Source organism: uncultured Algibacter sp. (genome assembly GCF_947495925.1).
Lineage (GTDB): Bacteria > Bacteroidota > Bacteroidia > Flavobacteriales > Flavobacteriaceae > Algibacter_E.
The window spans coordinates 103,867-127,876 of sequence record NZ_CANMAU010000004.1 but is presented as its reverse complement, the minus strand read 5'-3'; the positions used below and the strand labels follow the sequence as shown (position 1 = coordinate 127,876).

Genomic DNA, 24,010 nt, shown 5'->3' with positions numbered 1-24,010 from the left:
ATATTATTTAGAAAAGAAAATAGATAAATCAAAATCAATGATAAACAAAAATACCAAAACAAGAACGGCTACAATAATAAGGATTCGTCTGTTTGCTTGATCATCAGGATTATTTTTAAAATCATCTAAAGCATCATTAAATCTTCCTTTTAAACCTTTATTAGCACCAACAGTCTTACGAAATTCATCAAACTTATGTTTTATTTCAAAAGGACTACCTTCTGTCCCCTTATTGTCATAATAACGAGGTGTGTAACTAAATTTTTTGTTTTTACGCGTTTTTAAAAGTCCCATGATTTCTAAGTTTTTTGGATTACATGTATTTTCTTTCTAATAAATACATACAAATCAATAATAATACCAAAAACAAAATTAAGGTTCGCATACGCATAGCGCCTCTTGTTTTAGGTTTAGAACCAGCACGCTTTCTCCATTTTGAAATAAACTCCTTACTTTTAGAATCCTTATTTAAGCTAGAATCTACTTTATTCTCTTTAGAAAATCGGGGCTGATAATTGAACGTTTTATGTTTGCGTTGTTGAAACAAAATCTAGTGCTGCTTATCCTTCAAAAATACTTAAAAAACTAGAGAAACTGAGGTCAGGAATGCTAAAAATTGTTAACAAAAGCCATAGACTCTTGATACTTAGAAACAACAAAACAACCTAATTGAATAATCCAAACGAAAGATTAATCAATTAAGTTGTTAAAAATTAGAAATCTTAAATAATCTTCTCTACCGGATATAATATGCTATCTCTGGCAGGATAAACTATTTTTTCTCAAAACCGCTTGCTCTGGGTGTTTCAGTTTCACTTTGGTAATTCTGTCCCTCTTCTCCTGTTACATCATTAAAAAATCGGTAATAGTTACCATAACCATATTTCGTTTCCAAAACCCTACGCGCATCTCTCATTTGAATAAACTTTTGTGTGGCCTCTTTTTGATCCCCAATTAAAAAGAAATAATCATTACTTGATAATACATTTCCTTTAGAATCCTTCAATTCCAATTCCACAAATATCTGTTTATCTACTTCACTTAAAACATCAGCAGAAATATCTTCAAACTTTTTTGCACTGTTAGCCTTAACATCTCCAATATCAAAAGTCTCAGATTTTAATTGCTTACCAAGCTCATTCTTAAGAATTATTGTTGCCTTACATTTTTTATAATTTTCAAACAAGTCATTAACCACCCATAACTCACATTTAAAAGGCTCATTTTTAGACCATCTACGCTTATTAAAAGCAATATTAATTAACAATGGCTGATACGCTTTTTTAACGAAATCGTAAGACCGTTTTGTTTCCTGATAATTATCAACAATACCCCATTTCATATCGGGCCAATATGTGATAAAGTGGCATAAAGCGATACCACTTAAATTAGGCTTTTGTCTCCTAAAGTATTCAATTCCATTCTGAAATATAATACCTTGCGTATCCTGAGAAGCATTTACAAATTCTTCTAACGACCCAATTTTTTCATCTCCAAAAACATCCCAGTTCTGCATTTTTAAACGTGTTAAATCTGCCCAATGGTGCCCCCAACTCAATCCTGGAGGCCAAATTTCATCATTAGGAATAAATTTTTTCAAACTTTCTACAGATGGCACTGATGTGATGGCAAACTCCGGAACTATGGGGAATTCAAGAGTTTTAAGCCAATCTTCATGTAAAAAACTCCCCATATCATAAAAATAACGCAGCGCATGCACTGCCTCCTTAGGCTTAAAACCAGCTTCTTTAGACACTTCGCAAGTTAATGGGGAATCTGGAACATAAGGTAAGTTTGCATAAGCTTGTAGTGAATCTCCTAATCTTTCAAGAAATTCTCTACCAAATTTAGCATCCCGTGTTCTTAATAACATTTCCTCTCCACCTTCCATCATAATTAAAGACGGGTGGTTTCTACGTTCTTTTATAACTTTTACACCTTCGTTAAAAATATCGACTAATTGATCTTCATCACTTGGAATATTACCAGTACCTAATGGTATAATATCTTGCCAAACGGTAATACCCATTTCATCGCAGTACTGATAAAACTCAGGAATTTCCGGAGGATGCCAACCAAATATTCTTATATTATTCATATTAGCCCCTTTTGCAAGTTCAATGAGTTTTTTATATTCGTCTAAAGATGTACGACCCACAAAAATATCTGGTGGACCTCCCCAGCAAGCGGAACGAATAAAATGAAATTTTCCATTAATATATGTAGACCTAGGAAAACTAACATCCACGTCCTTTTTAAACCCAGGATTCCATTTGGAAGTCACTTCTCGAATACCAAAAGTAATTTCCTTAAAATCATGATTGACATCTCCTTCTTTTAAAGAAATTCGAGCTTCATATAAATTAGGTTTCCCCATATCCCAAGGCCACCATAATTTGGGTTTATTAATATGAATATTATGTTCGATTTTATGAATTCCTGGCTTTACAACTGCCGAAAACTTTACTGTTTTTAGGTCTGAAGAAAAATTCTTGCCCTCTACAGTTGCAATAAAATTCATGTTTTTATTTTGGACCTCTGTATTCTCAACGGTCAGCTCCAACTTAACATCAGCAGAACCATCTTTATTTATTGAAGTATTAGCATAAGCATCTTCAAAAAGCACTTTTCCCGATGACACCATTTTGACAGGTCTGAAAATCCCAAATGGCACTAAATCTCTCCAATAATCCCCAAACCAAGGTGTTTTTTTTCCAGCAACCAAAGCATTTACACGAGGTGGAGGGTCTAATTTAATCATCAACATATTGGTACTTTCTAGACGTTTCGAGGATATGCGTAAATACTCAGTCACATCAAAAGAGAAACCAGAAAAAGCACCTTCATGTCTACCCAAAAAATATCCATTCAACCAAACATCACAAGCGTAGTCTACACCTTCAAACACGATTTTAACAACTTTGTTATCTACAGATTCACTTACATGAAACTGTTTTGAATACCACCATTCATATTGCTGCACCCATTGTGCTTTAACACTATTTCTACCAAAATATGGATCATCAATTACGCCAGCCTTCCATAAATCGGTATACACATCACCTGGGACTTTAGCGTAGTTCCAAACTAGTGTTTCAATATCTTCAGGTGGTAATTGAGGTAAACCCATCTTAACACCCTCACCTGGCAACATCATTTTCATAGTCCACTTGACCCCACTTAAATCATTAACTAACTGACTATTATCTTTATGAGAAATCATTGTATTTGGCTGCCCAAAACTCATCACCCCAAAAAACAGTACCAATAAAACCATCAAGGTTTTTCTAAATTCGATCAGTATATTTTTCATTTTATATTTTGTTAATTTATTTTATATGTAAATATAACATTTATATATAAAATAATTAATAATTTTTCAGAACATTTTCATTTAAAAAAACATCACGTGACCCGTTACAAAATAGGGCACAAAAAATCGCCCAAACCAAAGTACAGTCTTGAGAAAAATGAGATAAAAAATAAAAAAATATTCTTGTAAAGTGCCACAACACCAATTACATCGTTGAAGATTTCAACTTAAAAGAATAGATGCAAGTTACATCTGCAAAAATGAAATAGTTTTAAAGAATTAACTATTTCTTCTTAATTCTGCCATTTTTATAGCAGCTATTGCGGCTTCAGTACCCTTATTACCATGTTTACCACCAGAACGCTCAAGCCCCTGTTCCATATTATTATCTGTTAGCACACAAAAAATAACGGGCGTTTCACGCATTACATTTAGATCCTTAATACCTTGTGTAACACCCTCACAAACAAAATCAAAATGCTTGGTTTCTCCTTGAATCACGCTACCAATAGCTATAACAGCATTAACCATTTGTTCTTGCATTTTTTTACAACCGTAAATCAATTCAAAACTTCCTGGCACATCCCAGCGAACAATATTACTCGGTATTACTCCATTTTCGATTAAAGCATCATAAGCCCCTTTATATAAGCCTTCTGTAATATTATCATTCCACTCAGAAACAACAATCCCAAAACGAAATTTGCTCGCGTCTGGGATTGTTGTTTTATCGTAATCGGATAAATTCTTGTTTGCCGTAGCCATATTTAGCCATTTATTTATTTGCCAACACCTGTGCTTTTCCAATAAACACATCTACTTTTGATGCTTCAGTAGAATCAGAATAATCATCCTTTATTCTTTTAAAGTAAGCCAGAGCCTTATCAGCCTGACCCAAATCTAAAGCGATAGAACCTGCTTTAAACAAGTACATAGGTGTTGTATATTCATTATCACGCATTTCAGCAGCTTCTTCGTAATACCCTAAAGCATCCTCTGTTTGGTTTAACTGCACAAAGGCATCACCAATATTCCCTTTAGCCAAAGGCGCTAATATTTCATCCTCACTCTTAAAATTACTCAAGTACTCCACAGCATTTTTGTAATCTTTCAATCTCAAATATGCAGTTCCCGCATAGTAGCTCGCTAAATTTGCTGAAGGCGTTCCATTATATTCCTCAATAATATCAAGCATTCCAAATTTACCCTCACCTCCGTTTAAAGCTAACGTATATAGAGAGTCTTTTGCTGTACCCGTAACTGCTTGGTCAAAATATTTCTGCGCTTGAAACATATCATTCATTGCCGCAGTTTGTTTTGGCTGAGAAATAAACTCTTTATACCCTAAAGAACCTAAAACCACAACAGCAACTATACCAATAATAATAAAAATGTACTTCTGATTTTTAGCTACAAAATCTTCAGTTTTTGAAGCCGTTTCATCAAGCGTATTGAAAACTTCAGCAGTAGTTGATCCTTCCTCAATATTCTGTTCTTTCTCTACTTTCGTTTTTGGTTTGTAACCTCTTTTATTATAAGTTGCCATGTATTCGTTCTAAATTATTGTGGCGCAAAAATATAATTTTTCTTCATAACTAAAAGGGTATTTATTTGATATTTTTCAATAATTTGCACTTCTTTTAGGCGTTTACGCATCTTATTGCACCCAAAGTTGCTTTTTGTATGATTTTAAAATCACTTTCTTTACTTAACTATAAAAACTTCGACAGTAAATCATTCATTTTCAATGAGAAAATTAATTGTATTGTAGGCAATAATGGTATAGGAAAAACAAATGTACTTGACGCTATTTATCATTTGTCTTTTGGTAAAAGTTATTTTAATCCCGTAGCTACACAAAACATAAAACATAATGCGGATTTTTTTGTAATTAATGGTGAATATAATAAAGAAGAAAAAACCGAAAAAGTTGCAATTAGCTTAAAACGTGGGCAAAAAAAAGTTATAAAACGCAATGGCAAAGCCTATGAGAAATTTAGTGAACACATTGGCTTTTTACCTTTAGTAATAATCTCTCCTGCAGATAGAGATTTAATTACCGAAGGAAGCAACACACGTAGAAAGTTTATTGACAGCGTGATATCGCAGAGCGACAAAAGCTATTTAACATATTTAATTAACTACAACAAAATACTTGCTCAGCGCAACGCCCTTCTAAAATATTTTGCATTAAACCATACATTTAACCAAGATACTCTGGACGTCTACAACAATCAACTAGCTGAATATGGAGCATTGATTTTTGAAAAAAGAGATACTTTTTTAAAAGAATTTATACCCATATTTAAGTCGAGATATAAAGCTATAAGCAATGCTAACGAAGTTGTTAGTTTAGTTTATGAAAGTGATTTATTTGAAGATAATTTAGATACGCTTTTAAGAGCCACTATCAATAAAGACAAAGCTCTTCAATACACCAGTGTTGGGATTCATAAAGACGATTTGAGTTTTAATATTGAATCACATCCTATTAAAAAATTTGGTAGCCAAGGACAGCAAAAATCTTTTTTAATAGCTTTGAAACTAGCCCAGTTTGATTTTATTAAAGCACAGAGCGGTGTAAACCCTATTTTATTGCTTGATGATATTTTTGACAAGTTAGATGAACAACGTGTTGCCCAAATTATTAAATTGGTAGATGATGAAAACTTTGGACAGTTGTTTATTAGTGACACACATGGGGAGCGTACCGAAAATGCCGTAAAGCAGGTACATCAATCTTATGAGATTTTTAAATTGTAAACACTTTATCAATGAATCTTGAATCTCATTATAAAAACCTGTATAAAACCTCTCGTCAAAAAATCTTAAATAATGATTACCAAATTGATGATTTAATAGATTCCAAAAATGACCAAAGGTTTGGCATCACTTTAATAATTAGACCTCCCTTGGAAGTTAAAAATGAAATTCAACAGTTTTTGAATAAACTTAAAATCATCGAGCCAAACCAATATTATTATAGCAATACAGGTATTCATATCACCGTTATGTCAATTATATCGTGTTATAACTGTTTTGCATTAGAGAAAGCGAATATATCTGAATACATAGAGACTATTAACAATAGTATTACAAATAGCTCAAAATTAGAGATTAAATTTAAAGGCATCACCGCATCACCTTCATGCATAATGACACAAGGTTTTCCTCTTAATCAAGCATTGAAAACCATAAGAAATAACTTGAGGAAAAATTTTAAAAACACTACCTTGGAGCAAAGTTTAGATAAACGATATGCTATTCAAACAGCCCACTCGACCGTTTTTCGATTTAAAGAAAAACTCGAAAAAAGAGCAGACCTCTTAAAGGCACTTGAAGATTATAGATATTATGATTTTGGTTCATTTAAGGTAAAAAGCCTCGAACTAGTTTATAACGATTGGTATCAAAAAAAAGAGCATGTTAAAAATTTATTTGAATTTCACCTTTAAATGCTCCTAGAAAACAATTAAAATGGCAAAACGTAATAACGAACATATTAGCATTAGTGATGCATTAAAGGAATTTGTTGAAACCAATAAATTAGAAAAAGGTTTAGATAAAGTTAATGTTGCTGAGGCTTGGGCTAAACTTATGGGTAACGGTGTTAATAACTATACAACATCGGTAAACCTAGAACGTGAAACGCTTTATATCCAATTGAGTTCTAGCGTACTAAGGGAAGAACTAGGCTACGGTAAACATAAAATAATTAACATGCTTAATGAGGAATTAGGCAAAGAAATTATTAAAAAACTGATTTTAAGATAATTAAGCAATCATCATAATTGTAAAAAAAATCACAAAAACCAATTTAGTATAATTTTTTACACTACCTTTGGCTTTTAATTTTTTATAATACAAATACAATGAGTAAAGGTACCGTAAAATTTTTCAACGATTCTAAAGGATTTGGTTTCATCGTTGAAGAAGACAACAACAAAGAACATTTCGTACACATTTCTGGACTTATCGATGAAATTCGTGAAGGTGATGTTGTAGAATTCGATCTACAAGAAGGTAGAAAAGGATTAAACGCCGTAAACGTAAAAGTAGTCTAAATATATACTATTTAACTATTACAAGTTAAAGCCTATCATTTATTTGATAGGCTTTTTTTTATGTGTAACACATAAAAAAAGAATTTAATTAGATGTGGAAATATTTACCGATTACACTGGTAAATACCATACTAAAAATGCGCGAATAATTACAATTATCTCAAAAAATGAGCTATAGTTAAGGAAGCCATTAAAACAAGTAAGTAAATTATATCAAAAAGCCCGTAACTTTAATTACAGGCTTTATTTTTTTACTCTTTTTTTTTTAAAACTGCTCTCTACCTGAAAAATGGAAAACACCCTCAATAGCAGCATTGTCATCACTATCACTACCATGAACCGCATTTTCACTAATAGAATCTGCATACATTTTTCTAATTGTTCCTTCTGCAGCATCCGCAGGATTTGTTGCACCAATTAAAGTTCTAAAATCTTCAACCGCATTTTCTTTTTCTAAAATTGCTGCCACAATTGGTCCGCGTGTCATATATTCAACTAATTCAGGAAAAAACGGACGTTCATTATGTATAGCATAAAAAGCTTCCGCATCAGTTTTAGTCATCTGTGTTAATTTCATAGCTACAATTCTAAACCCTGAAGCTGAAATTTTCTCTAATATTGCCCCAATGTGTCCTTTCTCAACAGCATCTGGTTTAAGCATTGTAAATGTTCTATTTGTTGCCATTCTTATTGTTTTATTTGCCTGCAAAAGTAATCTATTTCCATTTAAAAACAAGGTTATCAATTTTAAAAAATTGTATCTTCGCTACCTATGAATAAGCAAGACATTACAAGCATAAAACAGCTTTTATCTACCACAAAAAAAATTGTTATAGTACCTCATAAAAACCCGGATGGTGATGCCATAGGATCGACTCTCGGTTTATATCATTACCTTTTGAAAGGTGGGCATCAAGTGAATGTTTTAGTACCGAATGATTACCCTTCTTTTTTAAAATGGATTCCAGGAAATGATGCCATTTTAAAATATGATTCTCAAACAAAGATATGCCAGGATATCATTGAAGGTGCAGATATCTTATTTACTTTAGATTTTAATGCATTCCATAGAACAGGTGACATGGAAAAAAGTCTATCAGAATCGAAAGCACTAAAAATCATGATAGATCATCACCAAGCGCCTGATGATTATGCCACCTACACCTATAGTGATGTAAGTATGAGTTCAACATGTGAAATGATTTATCATTTTATTGATATGTTAGGTGATGTAAACCGTATTGACCAAACTATTGCAACCTGCTTATACGTTGGGATTATGACTGATACAGGATCTTTTAGATTCCGATCAACAACAAGTACAACTCATAGAATTATAGCTCACCTTATTGAAAAAGGAGCCGATAACACTCAAATCCACAATAGTGTTTATGACACAAATAGCTATGAACGTTTACAACTCCTAGGACGCGCCCTAACTAACTTAAACGTAATTCCTGAATCTAAAGCAGCATATATTACCCTCTCGCAGGATGAGCTAAACACGTACAACTATAAAAAAGGAGATACAGAAGGCGTGGTAAATTATGCATTATCTCTAGATGGTATTGTACTAGCTGCCATATTTATTGAAGATAAAAAAGAAGGCATTATTAAAATATCTTTACGTTCTAAAGGTGATTTTTCAGTTAACGAAATGTCAAGAGCACATTTCAATGGTGGTGGGCATACAAATGCTGCAGGTGGCAGGAGTCACTTATCATTAAGTAATACGGTTGACAAATTTATTAGTATATTGCCTAGTTATAACAAAGCCCTAAACAATGAATAAGTTAATCACATTATTATTGGTTTTACTCGTATTCAGTTGTAAAACACCTGAAGCCAGAAAACCAATATCAGTAAAAACAGGTTCTTTTATTGATGAATCTGTAGAGCGTAATAAAAAGTTAAATGCCAAGGAACAAGCTACAATCGAAAGTCTACTAAAAAAGCAAAAACTTAATTATCTGGCATCGGAAAGCGGTTTTTGGTACTATTACAACACGAAACTTGAAATAGACTCTTTATCTACCCCTAATTTTGGAGATATCGTTAACTACAATTACAATGTTAAATCTTTAAATGGGAAACTTATCTACTCTAAAGCAGATTTAAAAACTCAAAACTATACCATGGATAAAGAAGAGTTATTTACTGGACTTAGAGAAGGTTTAAAACTTATGAAAACAGGAGAAACAGTAACTTTTCTATTTCCATCTCAAAAAGCTTATGGTTATTACGGTGATGAAAAAAGAATAGGTAGTAACACCCCTTTAATCTGTGAAGTCACTATTAATTCCATTACCCCAAACTAATCATAAACGCATGTACTTTTTTAAAAATATCACGAAGATTTTTCTTGTCATTTTATGCGTAAATCTTAACTCTTGTAAATCGCAATACCCAGATCTTGAAGATGGCATTTATGCCGAATTTATTACAAATAAAGGAGTTATGGTTGCAAAGCTGGAAGACACCAAAACACCCATAACCGTTGCAAATTTCATATCCTTAGCCGAAGGAACAAACACTCTTGTAAGCGAAAAATACAAGGGCAAACTTTATTATAACGGGACCATATTCCATCGTGTAATTAATGATTTTATGATTCAGGGAGGGGATCCAACCGGAAAAGGATCGGGTAATCCAGGATATAAGTTTATGGATGAATTTAACCCCGAATTAAAACATGACAAGCCAGGTATTTTATCAATGGCAAATGCAGGGCCTAAAAGTAACGGAAGTCAATTTTTTATTACCGAAATACCAAAACCTCATTTAGATAATGCACATACAGTTTTTGGAGAACTTATAATTGGTTTAAATATTCAAGATTCAATTTCTAATGTAAAAGTGGACGGCAACAACAGACCAATTAATGAAGTTACTTTAGAAGAGTTAAATATTATAAGAAAAGGTAAGGCTGCCAAAAAATTTGATGCCAATAAAATTTTCACCAATCATTTTGCTGAAATGGAACGCATTGAAAAAGAAATCGCTGATAGAAAAGCCACTATAATAAAAGCCACTAAGGAAAAATTTGAGCAACAGAAAGCAAATGCAACCACATTAGAATCTGGTTTACAATTTTACGTTTCTCATAAAGGATCCGGAGAAAAACTTCCTTTTGATGCCCAAGTCTTAACGCACTATGCGGTTTACTTTGAAACAGGTAAAATTCTTGAGACCAGTAGCGCCGAAATTGCACAGGAGCTCGGTATTCTTAATGAGAAACGAAAAGCAGCAAACAGATACCAGCCTATTACTGCAGATATTGGACCTAACGCAGGAATGATACCTGGATTTAAAGAAGGTTTACAACAATTAAATGTTGGTGATAAAGCCACGTTATTTATTCCCTACCACTTAGCTTATGGCGAATCTGGCACTAGAGGTATTCCTGGAAAAACAAATATTATATTTGAAGTTGAAGTTATTGAACTTTTAAAATAAACTATAAGGCAAGAATTATGAATCTATTAAAATTTGATTGGAATCCAATACCGGGAATTGACATTGCAGGTTTTTATACCCTCCATTTTTATAGCCTCATGTGGGTTATTGCGTTTATATTAGGTTGGTATATTATGAAACGTATTTTCACCAAAGAAAATATATCGCTCGACTATTTAGACCCTTTATTTATTTACACCGTTTTGGCCACTATGCTTGGTGCTCGTTTGGGCCATGTTTTGTTCTACCAATCTGAATTAATTTCTGAAGATTTCTTCAGTATATTTTTGCCTTTCAGATTTAAAGGTGGATTTGAATTTACTGGATTCCAAGGATTAGCGAGTCATGGTGCCGCTATTGGTATTATAATAGGAATGTATTTATACAGAAAAAAATACAACTATAAATCATTGCTTTGGATTCTAGACCGCGTCGTAATTCCGGTAGCTTCAGGTGCCGTATTTATTAGAATGGGTAACTTTATTAATTCTGAAATTATTGGAAAAATAACAGATTCTGCTTTTGGTGTACGTTTTATTCAAGATCAATATTACAAAAGCGAAATTGTTCAGCGTACAGGAATTAAAGATGTGCAAAAAGCCTATAACGCCGTAACCGATAATTCTCAATTTCAAAACCTATTAGAAGCTGTACCATACAGGCATCCATCGCAACTTTACGAGTCATTTTGCTATATTTTTGTGTTTTTAATTTTATGGTATTTCTACTCTAAAACGACTAAACGAGATCAAACAGGATTTTTATTTGGACTGTTTTTGGTATTACTTTGGACGATACGATTTTTTATAGAATTCACAAAAGAGCCACAAGGAGAGGAATACATTAATTGGGCCAACCTAAACACAGGGCAATGGCTAAGTATTCCTTTTGTTTTAATTGGACTGTATTTCATGTTTGTTTTCAAACCAAAAACAGCGGTAAAATAACATGTGCTCAGGACGATATATTCTATTCGTTTTAACTATTGGTGTTTTTAGTCTTACAGGTTGCAAAAAAGACAAAAAGGTCATACAGCAAACCAAAGTAACATTTACTAAAGAAGGAGAATTGACTATTCAGAAAGCTTCAGACTCGAGTCAAGTTTCCTTCGATATCGAAATTTCCGACTCAGACTTTGATGTTCAAACAGGCTTAATGTACCGAGATTCCATGGAAAAGAACCAAGGCATGCTTTTCATTTTTGAGGACGAAAAAGAACGCTACTTTTACATGAAGAACACCAAAATTCCTTTGGATCTCCTTTATATTAATTCGAATAACAAGATTGTTAGCTTTCAAAAAAACGCTAAACCTTTTGATGAATCTTCTTTACCATCAAATTCTCCTGCCCAATATGTACTAGAAATAAATGCAGGGCTAATAGAACAATTAGCACTAAAGATAGGTGACAGCATTAGTTTCATTAAAAACTAACCCCTAATTAAAGTATTACCCAATTTATTTATGTTAACATAAAAATAATTTAGATTTCATTTACAAATACTCGGATTTTTCTTATTTTTATAAAAACTATTTCCCTGTAGTTCTAGTATACCTGCGCTATTAATTTATCTAATTATTTCATTACTACTATGAAGAAAGTATTAATTTTATGTATCCTATGTGCCTTCTCACTGCGTGGCATATCACAAACTTCCAAAAAAATAGATTCAACTGCCATTTTTGTTTTAGACAAAATGACTGATATTATTGGAAACTTAAGTTCAGTATCTTTTGATTTAGAAACCTCTAATGACCGGTTGGACAGCAATAAGAATATTATAAAAAACTACTCAAAAAGCACCGTTACATTCTCAGGTCCAGATAAATTATTTACTAGAACCGATGGGTCGAAAGGAAAAATGGGCTTTTGGTATGATGGTTCTTTTATGACCTATTACAATTATGATGAGAATAACTACGTGACTCTTGAAGCTCCGGAAACGACGTTAGAAATGATCGATCAAATGCATAATAGCTATGATTTTAAGTTTCCGGCTGCCGACTTCTTTTATCCTGATTTTACAGACCATATCATGGAATATTTTGACGAAGTTAAGTTCCTAGGTAAAAAGACCTTGTCTGGAGAAGAATGCTACCATATTATGGCCATTAATAAAGAGATGAACGTTCAATTTTGGATTTCAAACAAAACCCATTTACTGCCTAAACATTTTGTTATTATTTATAAGAACAAAAACAATATGCAATACGAATCTACTTTTAGCAACTGGTCATTAAACCCCAATGTCCCTGATGCTGTCTTTAATTTTTTAGCACCTCCAAGCGCAAAATTAATTAGCATTTTAAAGAAATCTTAATCATACCATCACTAAAAATTTAACGTCATGACAGTATATAAACTCAATATAAAACACACCCTAGGACTTATACTTATTTTTGTAGCACTTATATTCCCTTCAGACATGTTAGCGCAGCGGATGAGAGGAGGCGGAGGCATGTCCAGAGGTGGCATGTCTAGAGGTGGTGGTCATTCTATGTCTAGACCAACCCATACGCCTAGTAGGTCAAGGCAAACAACTCGACCTTCAACAACTCAAAGACCCCAAAATAAATCCATAAATGGCGGAAGTACAAGAAATAAGAGTCGTGACTTTTCTAACAAAAAAAACATTCCAAATAAAAGTACGAAACCGGCAACTAATAATAGAGCAAGTACTGGGCAATCAAAAGTTAGTAATAGAAAAACATCTAATGTTAAAAATAAAACTACTAATAGAGCTGGTAATAAAAATGGCAATAAAATTGGAAACAAAACCGGAAACAACAATAAAGTTGGTAACAACACCCGTATTGGGAATAATAATGTCAATATTAATGTAAATAATAGAAACACCTATGTTAGAGGTGGCAGTAGGGCTTATGTAAGGCCTCCATATAGGTATGGAGGCTTCGGATATTACTGCCATAGACCCTATTTTTACCACCCTTACACTCCTTTTTATTGGGGCCCAGTTTATCATCCATGGGGATTCTTTGTTGCTACATTAGCTACAACAGCCATCATTGTTAGTATTACCAATGATGACACCAATGAGAAGGAAGAATATAATTATGAAAACGGAAATTACTATCTCAAAACCGAAGATGGCTTTGTGGCCGTGCAAGCACCCATAGGAGCAGAAGTCCCCGAGATTCCGAAAGAGGCTCAAAAAGTGGAAGTCGATAATAGTACCAACTACTACTATGGAGGCGCATTCTATGAGGAAAATAAGGATGGCTATATTGTAGTACCAGCAACAGCTGGCACCATTGTTCCAGGCTTACCAGAAGGTGGTGAAGAAGTTAAAATTGGTGATGTCACTTACGTTCAATTTGGGCAAACCTATTATCAGCCTATTCAAGTAGATGGTAAAAATATGTATGAAATTGTAGAAGTTAAGAAAGAAAGCTAAAAACCTTACCAAATCCAGAGGATTTTCTTTAAACCTAGACACCTACTTAAGATTATGGCAGTATATATATTTCCATAATGTGTTGCTATGAAAAAGACCATAATTATTATTGCGGCTTTGTACATTTTTTGTGCCTGCCCTTATGCTCTAAATGCCCAAAGCTTTGACAAATCTGTTAAAACCAAAGAAAACTTTGAAGGATCCATCCCGCATCCAGAGCAAGAGCAGGAAGTTTCTAAAAAACTTTTAGAGCTTGAAAAAAAGACGAAAAAAAAGCCTAATATAGTTTGGCTAATTGTTGACGATATGGGCTATGGAGACCCTGGTTGTTATGGTGGCGGTGCTGCTATAGGTGCAGCTACTCCAAATATGGATAAATTAGCAGCTGAAGGCTTGAAACTAACGTCCTGCTATTCCCAACAAACCTGTACATCAACTCGGTCAGCCATTCGCACAGGTAGATTACCAGTTCGCACAGGATTGATTCGACCAATTTTAGCCGGTGACATATTAACGCAAAACCCTTGGGACACAGAAACTAGCATTGCTACGTTGCTTGGTAAAGCTGGTTATTATACCTTATTAACTGGGAAATGGCATATTGGAGAAGCTGTGGGCATGCGACCTCATGATGTTGGTTATGATGAATTTATGGGCTATTACCCGGCTCAAAAAGAAATCTCTCAAGGTGTGGACCCAAGACGTTATCCTGATTTAGTATTAAACCCAGAAAGAATGGCAGATTTTGAAGGCATCGGGCCGGATGATCACCTGCAACATGGATTTAAAGGCGGTAAAACAGAAAAAGTAAGCCAAGTGAAATCGATAGATGACATGGGTAGAGCAGATCAAGTGCTTACAGATTTCACCATTTCAAGAATTAAAGAATTAGCTAAATCAGATCAACCCTTTTTTATAGACCACAATTTCATGAAAGTTCATGCCGACAATCATGATAATCCTGATTATCCAGGTTTAAGCGCGGCAAAATATGCTTATAAAAATGCAGTTGCGGAGGTTGATATGCATATTGGAAATATCGTTAAAGCTCTTGATGAAGCTGGGGTGTTAGAAAACACTTTTATTTTTATTACATCTGATAATGGTCCACAGATGGATTCATGGCCAGATGGTGGTTACACCCCTTTTAGAGGCGCTAAAGGAACCACTTTTGAAGGTGGCGTGCGTATTCCAGGAATAGCTTATTGGAAAGGTATGATAGCACCTGGACGCCAGAGTGATGATATTTTTGATTTGATGGATCTATTCGGAACGAATCTAAGATTAGCAGGAATTACTACAGATGTACTACCTAAAAATAATTATTATGATTTTATTGATCAGTCAAGCTTCTTGTTTTTAGAAGACGGAACAACTAATAGAGAGGCTGTATATTTTTGGTGGGGTAAAGAATTAATGGCTATTCGTATGAAAGAATATAAACAGCATATCAAGGTTATTATTCCCCAAGATACTCATATGTGGATTGATTATTCTACAGTTCAAGATGTAGGTCTAGCACCATGGATGTTTAACTTATATATTGATCCAAAAGAAGAAATGCCCGTAGGCCACAGACGCAGTGCATGGTTAGCAACTCTAGGCGCTAAGTTAAAAACACATGCTGCAACCTTTAAAAAATATCCACCTAAACAAATTGGATTATAATTAATACCATTGGTAGTGTTTAAATCTAGACATATTCTTGCATACGCTATTGGGTTGTTCTACTTCTCCATAGCAGCCTATTCTCAAGGTGATGGGCCAAGATCATACTTATTAGGGCCTAAAGGTGTTATTGGTGCAAATCCTAAATACTTGAATTTAAATCAAAATTTAGTACCAGCTGGAAATATTTATTTAACAGACTCAGATATTAATGTCAATGTATTCCCTACAACCTTATTTTACAATTTTGGATTAGGTGGGCGATTTGCGCAAGTTCAATTTATGTTTAACCCTGCAAATGCCTCTGGTACTATTGTTACTGATCAGGATGAAACTATTACAGGCTTAAATAACTCTGGGTTTTCTGATGGTTTTATGGCCTTGAAATTAGGTTTAATTGGAGCTCCTGCCCTATCCATCAAAGAGTTTGCCCAACACACACCGGCATATTCTATGTTTGGTTATCTAAGAGTTTGGTATTCGGGGTCATACGACGCTTCTAAGCTATTAAACCTAGGTACTAACCGGTTTACCATTGAATTTGGAACCCCCATGAGTTTTCCTTTATCTAAAAATTCAAAAAGACCTATTTGGATAGAATCTTACCCCTATATACAATTATACACTAAAAACACAGATCCTTCTATAATTGTACAAGGGAATGAAGCTATACAAAATCCCCTTTTTGGAATTGAAAATCACCTTACACATAATCTAACAGAAAAATTCTGGGCAGGAATAGACTTGAGGTATGCCATTGGAGGTGAATCTGAAATAAATGGTCAAGCTCAAGATAATAAAATTAACGTTTTAGGAGGAGGCATATCTGCAGGCTATCAAATACTACCTTTTCTTGGAGCTACATCAAGCTATGGGATAGTCCTTGCAGGAGACAATGGGTTAGACGGAAATATGTTCCGCATAGGCTTAGTCTTTGTATACGCCAAAACAGAAAAAAATTAAAACACTATAACTATGAAACCTTTTCAATTAATCTGTATTGTTCTTGTATTTAGTTGTCTTACGCTTACTAATTGCAAAAATGAGGAAAAAACAATTACGGAAGAATCAACTGTAGAACAGAGTGATGCAAATCAAGAAAGTACAATCCCTTATTTTGAAAACAAGGAAGCTTTTTTTGGTGAAACACATATGCATACCTCCTACTCATTAGACGCCTATATCGGCGGCAATAGACTTACACCAGATCAATCGCTTCGTTTTGCACAAGGTGAAGAAATGCTTTTAGAATTAACTGGTAAAAAAGTGCAACTTAAACGACCTTTAGATTTTGCAGCTGTGACCGACCATTCTGAATATATAGGTGAAATGCAAACGGTTATGAATCCCAATGCTAAGGGTTATAATTCAACGGAAGCAAAACAATTAAGAAATGTTAAGGGCTTGGAAGAGGCCGAACAATTATTTCTTGATCTCGTTGTTAAAAGTAATAGGAGCGCCACACCGCAGCACCCACCGTTTTACCAAGGGGTTACCACCACTATGGATGCATGGTCCTTAATGAACGAAGCCACCGAAAAAAATTATAAACCCGGTAAATTCACAACACTTCATGCCTTTGAATGGTCTGGTGCCCCTGCAGGTGGCAACCTTCACAGAAACATCATTTTTAGAGATACTATTGTGCCAGATTTACCTGTAAGTTATATAGAAGTAAATCGTGAAACGGAGCTTTGGGCTTGGTTGGATCAAATTACAAAGAATGGGTCTACCGTATTGGCAATTCCCCATAATTCAAATGCCAGTAAGGGCATGATGTTCGATGAAAACATGCCAGATGGTATGCCACTAACTAAGAGTTACGCCGAAAAACGTGCACAGTATGAACGCACCATTGAAATTATGCAAATAAAAGGTGCCTCAGAAGTTTATCCAAAGTTCTGGCCTAATGATGAGTTTGCCCAGTTTGAAAATGCAGAGTCCTTAAAAAATTATAGTGGACGCTTATTTGAAGAAAAGAATTTTGTTCGACACGGATTAAAAAAAGGTCTTGAATACCAAACCAAATTAGGCGTAAATCCATACAAATTAGGATTCAATGGCGGAACCGATAACCATAATGGAGAGATGAGTAATGTTGAAGAAGATAACTATTCCGGTAGTCATGGATTAACAGATGGTACAGCTCAGGATAGAGTTATAAATGAAGTTCCAGGTTGGGCAAAAACCTATGACATAAACCCAGGAGCTATCACAGGAGTATGGGCGAACAATAATACCCGTGAAGGCATTTGGGATGGCCTTTACAACAGAGAAACATTTGCAACAAGTGGTCCTCGAATGAAAGTTCGATTTTTTGCAGGCTATGGATATAAGGATAGCTATGAAACCTATGACGATTTAGCAAAAGATGGCTATAACAAAGGGGTACCTATGGGCGGTGATTTGACAGTTAATCCAAACGAAAAACCAAAATTTTTAATTTGGGTTTTAAAAGACCCAATGAATGCTAATCTAGATAGGGTTCAAGTTATAAAAGGTTGGTATAAAGATGGGAAACTTCAGGAGAAAACTTATAATGTAGCCGTGTCAGACCATAGACTAAACGCTGATGGCAGTGCAACCCCAACAGATGCCAAAGTGAACCTAAAAACAGGTGCTTTTGATACCTCTAAAGGAGCAACACAGTTTAGTCTCACCTGGTCCGATCCGGATTTTAATGCCGATGAAATTTCATTTTACTACGTAAGAGCACTTCAGCTTCCAACAGCAAGATGGACGCTTTGGGACGAAATTAGGGAAGGAGTTTCTTATCCTGATCATGTTGCTAAAACCGTTCAAGAACGTGTTTGGTCAAGTCCTATTTGGTACACCCCTAATAAATCAATGTAATTGATAAATGAATAAACGATTTAAAATACTTTTAGGAATTATAGTAATAGTTGGTATAACAATGTTCTTTATACCAACTATTATTAAGAATTACGTGATCAATAATAGTAAAGAACTTCTTGGGAGAAAAATAGATGTTGGAAAATTAAAGTATAATTACTTTACAAGCACCATACGAATACATAACTTTAAAATGTACGAACAAAACGAAGTTGATGAATTTACTAAGTTTGACACACTCATTTTGGACATGGAACCCTATAAAATGTTATTCAATGAAAAAGTAGTGGAGCAATTTTATATTAAAGGCTTAATGGTTAAAACCGTTATGAAAGACTCCACTTTTAATTTTGATGACCTCATTGCATTTCACGCTTCAGAAGAAGATTCGCTATCTAAACCTGAAGAAAGTTTATTTAAATACGAAATTTCGAATATTGAGCTTAAAGAAGCCGATTTCTTCTTCAATAACGAAAATGTAAAAAAGGAAACGCATATAGAAGACTTTTCAGTTTTAATCCCATTTATAGGATGGAACCAAGAAGAAAAAAGTAGTGCAGACCTAAAATTTAATTTTAGAAGAGGCGGGTATTTTGAATCAGCACTAAATATAAACCCTGTTACTGGTGACTATGATGCCCATTTTACAATAAGTAAACTCTACCTAGATAATTTCTTGAACTACATAAAACCCTATGCACATATCAACTCTTTTGAAGGGCTTGTGAACTCTAAAATTGACATTATTGGCAACACGTATTCCGCTATAGAATCTGTTATTTCTGGTGAGGTTGAAGTTCTTGACTTTAAAATGACCGATACCTTAAACCATGAGTTTCTGTCTGCAAAACGTATTACATCCAGCATTAAAAAACTTGATTATGCCAACAATAATTACGTTTTAAACTCGGTAAATGTATCAGATTCATATACCTTATTTCAGTTAGACTCCGTATCAAATAATTTCTTCAAAATATTTAAACTGAACACCCCTAACGAACATGAAAATGAAATTGTTCAGACTGACTCTATGGGCTCAGGTTCTTCGGATGAAATTAAATATATGGTTCATAACTTTACATTAAATAACGGTATTCTTGATTATACAGATAACCTAACAGGAGATCCTTTTAAGTATCATTTAAGCCATATTGAAATAAAGTCAAATGAGATTTCTAGTACTTCAAATTGGCTAGATATCAATTCTACGATGTTGCTAAATAACCGAGGTAATTTAAAAGCCCAATTAGGCTTAAACCCTAACGATTATTCAAACTCGACACTCAATATTTCTATTGAAAAGTTTAAACTACCCGACCTCAATATTTACACGAACTATTACATGGGGCATAGTATTTTAGAGGGTGATATGTATTACTATTCTCAATCTAAAATTGTAGACGGCAATATTTCTAGCGAAAATAGACTATTAGTGAAAAATGCATCCCTTGAAAATGTTAAAGGTGGTCTATATGATTTACCTCTAAAATTTGCTTTCTTTTTATTAACAGATAAGAATGGTGATGTAAATCTGGAATTACCTGTAAGGGGTAATATGAATGATCCGGATTACGATGTTAGAAAAATTGTTTGGCAGACTTTTAAAAATGTAATTGGCAAAACAGTAGCCTCTCCAGTAAATTTCTTAGTCGGATTAGTTGGAGGAGACCCAAAAGAACTTGAAGAAATTGAATTTACATATACAGATACCATTCCTTCTGGCAAACAGAGTAAACAATTAGACAAACTATTAAAACTTGAACAAAGTAAACCTGAACTTCAAATTGAATTGACCTACTATATTGATAAAGAATTACAGAGAGAAGCCTTGGCAAAAGACTATGCAGGGAACTTGTTTAAACAAAAAACTAATAAAGACTATCGAAAGAAAGAAAAACAGTTTGAACAATTTGTTCTGAAAGAAATGGGCAATGAAAACACAACTTTTGATGACGCCATCAAGGCATTAACAAACACAGTTCAATTTGATAGTGTCGTTAATATAAAGAATGAAAAGCTTATCAAGAATACCATCGATTATTTAAAGAACGCGTCATTTCCGACAAAAATTATTGTTCAAAAATCTGAACCAGAGGCTCCTGAAAATACAGGTTCCTATCCTAAGTTTTTAATTACTTATGGTATGATAGAAAATAACTGATTTTTTTTACTCATAAATGTGGGAATGGAATTAATACATTTAAAACAGACATTGTTATTTTCTATACCCAATAAAAATTGATATGAAAAACTACTTAATCTCCAGCATTTGCTTATTTCTATCGAGCTTATTATTTTCTCAAGACAACGGAAACGACGTTAAAGGCGCAGCTCAAAATGCCACAAACCCATTGGCATTTGTAACCAAACTGCAGATTCAACCAAATTACACCTTTAAAGATAACGGTGGAGATCAATTAATTTTGATTAGTAGAATTATGCAGCCAACACAAACCATTGGCTTGCCTTTTATAAAAAGTAAAAATCCCTCAAAGGTTTATACTATATACCGCTTGGAAGTACCAGTAATTGGACAAACCCTACCAAACTCTCAGCTTGATGCAACAGGATTATCCGATTTGATTTTAGTAGATGTCATTGCTTTTAAAACAAAGATTGGATTATTAGGTATAGGGCCATCATTAATTATACCAACAGCAAGTTCAGAACTTTTAGGTGCTGGCAAATGGAGTCCGGGTTTAGCCGGAGTTTTTATGACTAAAGGCTTTGGAATGACTTTAGGCTTACTTGGCCAACAATATGTATCTTTAGGAGGCAGTTCAGAAAGACCAGATCAAAACTATATGTTGTTTCAACCCATTGTTACAAAAATATTTGACCAAGGTTATTTCATGAACTTTTCGCCTATTATGAAATTTGACTGGAAAAACGGCGCTTATAACATTCCACTTGGAGTGAATTTTGGAAAAGCATTTGCTAAAAACCTATCTATGTTTTTAGGGACCGAATATGTGGTAAGCGGCCCAGGCAGAGGCGATTTTACCATTCGACTAAATATCAATACAATGTTCGCACCACCAAAACTGTAAAAGGAAATACACGATTTATGCTACTTATGCTTACCATAGATCTAAACTATGCAATTATTAAAGATTATTTAATATTATCCTTTGATAGTCATACTGTAAAGTCGTATTTTTATTACTTAACTATTAATATTAATTCATGAAAACATTAAAACAATTTGGAGTATTCCTGATAATATGTTGTTTAGCATTGTCGGTAAACGCTCAAAAAAAACCCAATATCCTAGTGATTTGGGGAGATGACATTGGTCAATCCAATATCAGTGCCTATACAATGGGCTTAGTCGGTTATAGAACCCCTAATATTGATAGAGTTGCCAATGAGGGTATGATCTTTACCGATTATTATTCTGAACAAAGTTGCACTGCTGGTCGTTCGTCATTCATTTTAGGACAGAGTGTATTTAGAACTGGACTAAGTAAAGTAGGTATGCCTGGAGCAGCAGAGGGTATCAACGAAAAAGACCCTACTATTGCAGAATTATTGAAACCCTTAGGATATCGCACAGGCCAATTTGGAAAAAACCATTTAGGAGATCGTGATGAGATGTTACCAACTAATCATGGATTTGATGAATTTTTCGGAAACCTATACCATTTAAATGCCGAAGAAGAGCCTGAACTAGAAGATTATCCAGATCCTGCTGAGTATCCTAATTTCGCGAAAAGATTTGGACCTCGAGGTGTAATACATTCATATTCTGATGGTAAAATTGAAGATACCGGACCATTAACAAAAAAACGTATGGAGACGGTAGACGATGAAACTATTGTCGCTGCGAAGAAATTCATTAGAGAGGCTGTAAAGTCAGGAGAACCATTTTTTGTATGGTGGAATGGAACTAGAATGCATTTCAGAACACATGTAAAAGAAGAACATAGAGGTCTTTCTGGTCAAAATGAGTATGGCGATGGTATGGTAGAACATGATATGCATGTGGGTGAGCTTTTAGATTTATTAGATGAATTGGGCGTAGCAGAAAATACTATTGTGCAATATGGCACAGATAATGGCCCTCATAAAAACTCATGGCCAGATGCCGCTGTTAGCGCCTTTAGAGGTGAAAAGAACACCAATTGGGAAGGTGGTTGGAGAACACCATCCATGGTGCGTTGGCCAGGGAAAATCAAAGCCGGTTCGGTTTCTAATGAAATCGTTTCTGGGATGGATTGGATGCCAACATTTTTGGCTGCGGCTGGAAATGAAAATATTAAAGATGAACTGTTGAAAGGGAAATCAATTGGAGGAAAAACCTATAAAGTGCATTTAGATGGGTATAATATATTACCTCATTTAACAGGGGAATCAGAAAAAAGCCCACGTAAGGAACTATTCTACTTTTCAGATGATGGTGATTTAACCGCCTTACGTTATAATGATTGGAAAGTTATCTTTATGGAACAAAGAAGTCAAGGCACACTCCAAGTTTGGGCAGAACCTTTTGTAACCTTACGTATTCCTTTGTTATATAATCTAAGAAGAGACCCTTATGAATTTGCTACAGTAACATCAAACACCTATTGGGATTGGTATTTAGACCATGCATTTTTGTTACTTCCTGCTTCAGAGTATGTTGGCAATTTTCTAAAGACATTTCAAGAATATCCGCCACGCATGAAAGCCGCAGCGTTTAATTTAGACAATGTTATGGATAAATTATCGGATCCCGGAAATAATTAAAATAAACACAATTCAAAAATGGAGGTTAAACACCTCCATTTTTTTAATTAATCTATAAAACAATACTTTATGAAAAAATTATTATTTTTTACCATTGCATTAGCATTTTCAGCAACCGCTACATTAAGTGCTCAAACCTTACCATCAGTTAACACTAAAGACTTGAACAAAGCAGGAAAAGATGCTGTTTCACAAGCAAGTTCATCTAGTCAAGCAGATCAAATAAAAGAGGCTTTAATGAAAGACAAAGATCTACAAGAGAAAACGATAGATCACTTAAAATCTAACCCAGACACTAAAGATGCGCTTATGGGAATGGCAGCTAAAAACTCTGGTGGATTAAAAGGATTAATGAAATCTGTTTTAGGAGACAAATCATTGAGCCAAGCAGCCGTTGATTATATCACTAAAAATCCTGATTTACTTAAGAAAGCCATGAGTATTGTTGGCATGTAAAAACAAATTTTACAAATAATTAAAAAGCACAAGTTATAACTTGTGCTTTTTTTATG

General features: G+C 34.2%; 24 protein-coding genes. 18 read left to right on the top strand and 6 right to left on the bottom strand.

Features of this window, described 5'->3' with window-relative positions:
• Window positions 1–3: 3 nt before the first annotated feature.
• The 5 genes from Q0857_RS09635 to Q0857_RS09615 form a co-directional block, all read right to left on the bottom strand.
• On the bottom strand, window positions 4–294 hold the full coding sequence (locus Q0857_RS09635; RefSeq protein WP_298534378.1) for a riboflavin synthase subunit beta: 291 nt from the start codon (window positions 292–294) through the stop codon (window positions 4–6).
• Window positions 295–313: 19 nt separating this feature from the next.
• Window positions 314–547 (bottom strand): hypothetical protein, encoded by a 234-nt coding sequence (locus Q0857_RS09630; protein WP_298534376.1) that lies wholly within the window; start codon window positions 545–547, stop codon window positions 314–316.
• A gap of 225 nt (window positions 548–772) precedes the next feature.
• On the bottom strand, window positions 773–3,313 hold the full coding sequence (locus tag Q0857_RS09625) for a glycoside hydrolase family 2 protein (protein WP_298534374.1): 2,541 nt from the start codon (window positions 3,311–3,313) through the stop codon (window positions 773–775).
• A gap of 279 nt (window positions 3,314–3,592) precedes the next feature.
• On the bottom strand, window positions 3,593–4,078 hold the full coding sequence (ribH, locus tag Q0857_RS09620; protein ID WP_298534371.1) for a 6,7-dimethyl-8-ribityllumazine synthase: 486 nt from the start codon (window positions 4,076–4,078) through the stop codon (window positions 3,593–3,595).
• Window positions 4,079–4,088: 10 nt separating this feature from the next.
• Window positions 4,089–4,859 carry a tetratricopeptide repeat protein gene (locus Q0857_RS09615; protein WP_298534369.1) on the bottom strand — a complete coding sequence of 257 codons (771 nt, stop codon included), beginning with the start codon at window positions 4,857–4,859 and terminating at the stop codon, window positions 4,089–4,091.
• Between the two features lie 137 nt (window positions 4,860–4,996).
• Here Q0857_RS09615 and Q0857_RS09610 point away from each other — a divergent pair, with 137 nt between their 5' ends.
• From Q0857_RS09610 to Q0857_RS09595, 4 genes are all read left to right on the top strand, one after another.
• Window positions 4,997–6,076 (top strand): DNA replication/repair protein RecF, encoded by a 1,080-nt coding sequence (locus Q0857_RS09610; RefSeq protein ID WP_298534368.1) that lies wholly within the window; start codon window positions 4,997–4,999, stop codon window positions 6,074–6,076.
• A gap of 11 nt (window positions 6,077–6,087) precedes the next feature.
• Window positions 6,088–6,768, top strand: a complete 681-nt coding sequence (locus tag Q0857_RS09605) for a mutarotase (RefSeq protein WP_298534365.1) — start codon at window positions 6,088–6,090, stop codon at window positions 6,766–6,768.
• A gap of 22 nt (window positions 6,769–6,790) precedes the next feature.
• A complete protein-coding gene (locus Q0857_RS09600; RefSeq protein WP_298534363.1) occupies window positions 6,791–7,087 on the top strand; it encodes a DUF721 domain-containing protein in 297 nt (98 codons plus the stop codon).
• A gap of 98 nt (window positions 7,088–7,185) precedes the next feature.
• Window positions 7,186–7,377 (top strand): cold shock domain-containing protein, encoded by a 192-nt coding sequence (locus Q0857_RS09595; RefSeq protein ID WP_067150460.1) that lies wholly within the window; start codon window positions 7,186–7,188, stop codon window positions 7,375–7,377.
• A gap of 265 nt (window positions 7,378–7,642) precedes the next feature.
• Here the strand turns inward: Q0857_RS09595 and Q0857_RS09590 are convergent, their stop codons facing one another.
• On the bottom strand, window positions 7,643–8,062 hold the full coding sequence (locus Q0857_RS09590) for a nucleoside-diphosphate kinase (protein ID WP_298534361.1): 420 nt from the start codon (window positions 8,060–8,062) through the stop codon (window positions 7,643–7,645).
• Between the two features lie 87 nt (window positions 8,063–8,149).
• On the opposite strand from Q0857_RS09590, the gene Q0857_RS09585 reads away from it, so the two are divergent.
• The 14 genes from Q0857_RS09585 to Q0857_RS09520 all read left to right on the top strand — a co-directional run bounded on the left by Q0857_RS09585 (window position 8,150) and on the right by Q0857_RS09520 (window position 23,954).
• A complete protein-coding gene (locus tag Q0857_RS09585; protein ID WP_298534359.1) occupies window positions 8,150–9,169 on the top strand; it encodes a bifunctional oligoribonuclease/PAP phosphatase NrnA in 1,020 nt (339 codons plus the stop codon).
• Window positions 9,162–9,695: a gliding motility-associated peptidyl-prolyl isomerase GldI gene (gldI, locus tag Q0857_RS09580; protein WP_298534357.1), complete on the top strand. Its 534-nt coding sequence runs from the start codon at window positions 9,162–9,164 to the stop codon at window positions 9,693–9,695. The genes Q0857_RS09585 and gldI overlap by 8 nt, the downstream gene beginning before the upstream one ends.
• On the top strand, window positions 9,661–10,833 hold the full coding sequence (locus Q0857_RS09575) for a peptidylprolyl isomerase (RefSeq protein WP_298534355.1): 1,173 nt from the start codon (window positions 9,661–9,663) through the stop codon (window positions 10,831–10,833). Before gldI ends, Q0857_RS09575 begins: the two co-directional genes overlap by 35 nt.
• Window positions 10,834–10,850: 17 nt before the next feature.
• Complete coding sequence (gene lgt / locus Q0857_RS09570) at window positions 10,851–11,780, top strand: prolipoprotein diacylglyceryl transferase (RefSeq protein WP_298534352.1); 930 nt, start codon at window positions 10,851–10,853, stop codon at window positions 11,778–11,780.
• Window position 11,781: 1 nt separating this feature from the next.
• Entirely contained in the window at window positions 11,782–12,267 is a 486-nt protein-coding gene (locus Q0857_RS09565; protein WP_298534350.1) for a DUF192 domain-containing protein, read from the top strand.
• Window positions 12,268–12,425: 158 nt separating this feature from the next.
• Window positions 12,426–13,154: a DUF2092 domain-containing protein gene (locus Q0857_RS09560; RefSeq protein ID WP_298534348.1), complete on the top strand. Its 729-nt coding sequence runs from the start codon at window positions 12,426–12,428 to the stop codon at window positions 13,152–13,154.
• Window positions 13,155–13,181: 27 nt separating this feature from the next.
• On the top strand, window positions 13,182–14,249 hold the full coding sequence (locus Q0857_RS09555; RefSeq protein WP_298534345.1) for a DUF6515 family protein: 1,068 nt from the start codon (window positions 13,182–13,184) through the stop codon (window positions 14,247–14,249).
• A gap of 87 nt (window positions 14,250–14,336) precedes the next feature.
• A complete protein-coding gene (locus tag Q0857_RS09550) occupies window positions 14,337–15,917 on the top strand; it encodes an arylsulfatase (RefSeq protein WP_298534343.1) in 1,581 nt (526 codons plus the stop codon).
• A 15-nt stretch (window positions 15,918–15,932) separates the two neighbouring features.
• Window positions 15,933–16,880, top strand: a complete 948-nt coding sequence (locus Q0857_RS09545; protein WP_298534341.1) for a transporter — start codon at window positions 15,933–15,935, stop codon at window positions 16,878–16,880.
• A gap of 12 nt (window positions 16,881–16,892) precedes the next feature.
• Window positions 16,893–18,770, top strand: a complete 1,878-nt coding sequence (locus Q0857_RS09540) for a DUF3604 domain-containing protein (protein WP_298534338.1) — start codon at window positions 16,893–16,895, stop codon at window positions 18,768–18,770.
• 7 nt (window positions 18,771–18,777) lie between these two features.
• On the top strand, window positions 18,778–20,931 hold the full coding sequence (locus Q0857_RS09535; RefSeq protein WP_298534336.1) for a DUF748 domain-containing protein: 2,154 nt from the start codon (window positions 18,778–18,780) through the stop codon (window positions 20,929–20,931).
• Window positions 20,932–21,013: 82 nt separating this feature from the next.
• Complete coding sequence (locus tag Q0857_RS09530) at window positions 21,014–21,820, top strand: hypothetical protein (protein ID WP_298534334.1); 807 nt, start codon at window positions 21,014–21,016, stop codon at window positions 21,818–21,820.
• A gap of 136 nt (window positions 21,821–21,956) precedes the next feature.
• Window positions 21,957–23,498 (top strand): arylsulfatase, encoded by a 1,542-nt coding sequence (locus Q0857_RS09525; RefSeq protein ID WP_298534332.1) that lies wholly within the window; start codon window positions 21,957–21,959, stop codon window positions 23,496–23,498.
• A 69-nt stretch (window positions 23,499–23,567) separates the two neighbouring features.
• Entirely contained in the window at window positions 23,568–23,954 is a 387-nt protein-coding gene (locus Q0857_RS09520; RefSeq protein WP_298534329.1) for a hypothetical protein, read from the top strand.
• Window positions 23,955–24,010: the final 56 nt, after the last annotated feature.

Bases quoted from the DNA above. Each gene is read 5' to 3' on its own strand.
- Q0857_RS09635 (WP_298534378.1), bottom strand. From the start codon at position 294: ATGGGACTTTTAAAAACGCGTAAAAACAAAAAATTTAGTTACACACCT.
- Q0857_RS09625 (WP_298534374.1), bottom strand. From the start codon at position 3,313: ATGAAAAATATACTGATCGAATTTAGAAAAACCTTGATGGTTTTATTG.
- ribH (WP_298534371.1), bottom strand. From the start codon at position 4,078: ATGGCTACGGCAAACAAGAATTTATCCGATTACGATAAAACAACAATC.
- Q0857_RS09615 (WP_298534369.1), bottom strand. From the start codon at position 4,859: ATGGCAACTTATAATAAAAGAGGTTACAAACCAAAAACGAAAGTAGAG.
- Q0857_RS09610 (WP_298534368.1), top strand. From the start codon at position 4,997: ATGATTTTAAAATCACTTTCTTTACTTAACTATAAAAACTTCGACAGT.
- Q0857_RS09605 (WP_298534365.1), top strand. From the start codon at position 6,088: ATGAATCTTGAATCTCATTATAAAAACCTGTATAAAACCTCTCGTCAA.
- Q0857_RS09600 (WP_298534363.1), top strand. From the start codon at position 6,791: ATGGCAAAACGTAATAACGAACATATTAGCATTAGTGATGCATTAAAG.
- Q0857_RS09595 (WP_067150460.1), top strand. From the start codon at position 7,186: ATGAGTAAAGGTACCGTAAAATTTTTCAACGATTCTAAAGGATTTGGT.
- Q0857_RS09590 (WP_298534361.1), bottom strand. From the start codon at position 8,062: ATGGCAACAAATAGAACATTTACAATGCTTAAACCAGATGCTGTTGAG.
- Q0857_RS09585 (WP_298534359.1), top strand. From the start codon at position 8,150: ATGAATAAGCAAGACATTACAAGCATAAAACAGCTTTTATCTACCACA.
- gldI (WP_298534357.1), top strand. From the start codon at position 9,162: ATGAATAAGTTAATCACATTATTATTGGTTTTACTCGTATTCAGTTGT.
- lgt (WP_298534352.1), top strand. From the start codon at position 10,851: ATGAATCTATTAAAATTTGATTGGAATCCAATACCGGGAATTGACATT.
- Q0857_RS09565 (WP_298534350.1), top strand. From the start codon at position 11,782: ATGTGCTCAGGACGATATATTCTATTCGTTTTAACTATTGGTGTTTTT.
- Q0857_RS09560 (WP_298534348.1), top strand. From the start codon at position 12,426: ATGAAGAAAGTATTAATTTTATGTATCCTATGTGCCTTCTCACTGCGT.
- Q0857_RS09555 (WP_298534345.1), top strand. From the start codon at position 13,182: ATGACAGTATATAAACTCAATATAAAACACACCCTAGGACTTATACTT.
- Q0857_RS09550 (WP_298534343.1), top strand. From the start codon at position 14,337: ATGAAAAAGACCATAATTATTATTGCGGCTTTGTACATTTTTTGTGCC.
- Q0857_RS09540 (WP_298534338.1), top strand. From the start codon at position 16,893: ATGAAACCTTTTCAATTAATCTGTATTGTTCTTGTATTTAGTTGTCTT.
- Q0857_RS09535 (WP_298534336.1), top strand. From the start codon at position 18,778: ATGAATAAACGATTTAAAATACTTTTAGGAATTATAGTAATAGTTGGT.
- Q0857_RS09530 (WP_298534334.1), top strand. From the start codon at position 21,014: ATGAAAAACTACTTAATCTCCAGCATTTGCTTATTTCTATCGAGCTTA.
- Q0857_RS09525 (WP_298534332.1), top strand. From the start codon at position 21,957: ATGAAAACATTAAAACAATTTGGAGTATTCCTGATAATATGTTGTTTA.
- Q0857_RS09520 (WP_298534329.1), top strand. From the start codon at position 23,568: ATGAAAAAATTATTATTTTTTACCATTGCATTAGCATTTTCAGCAACC.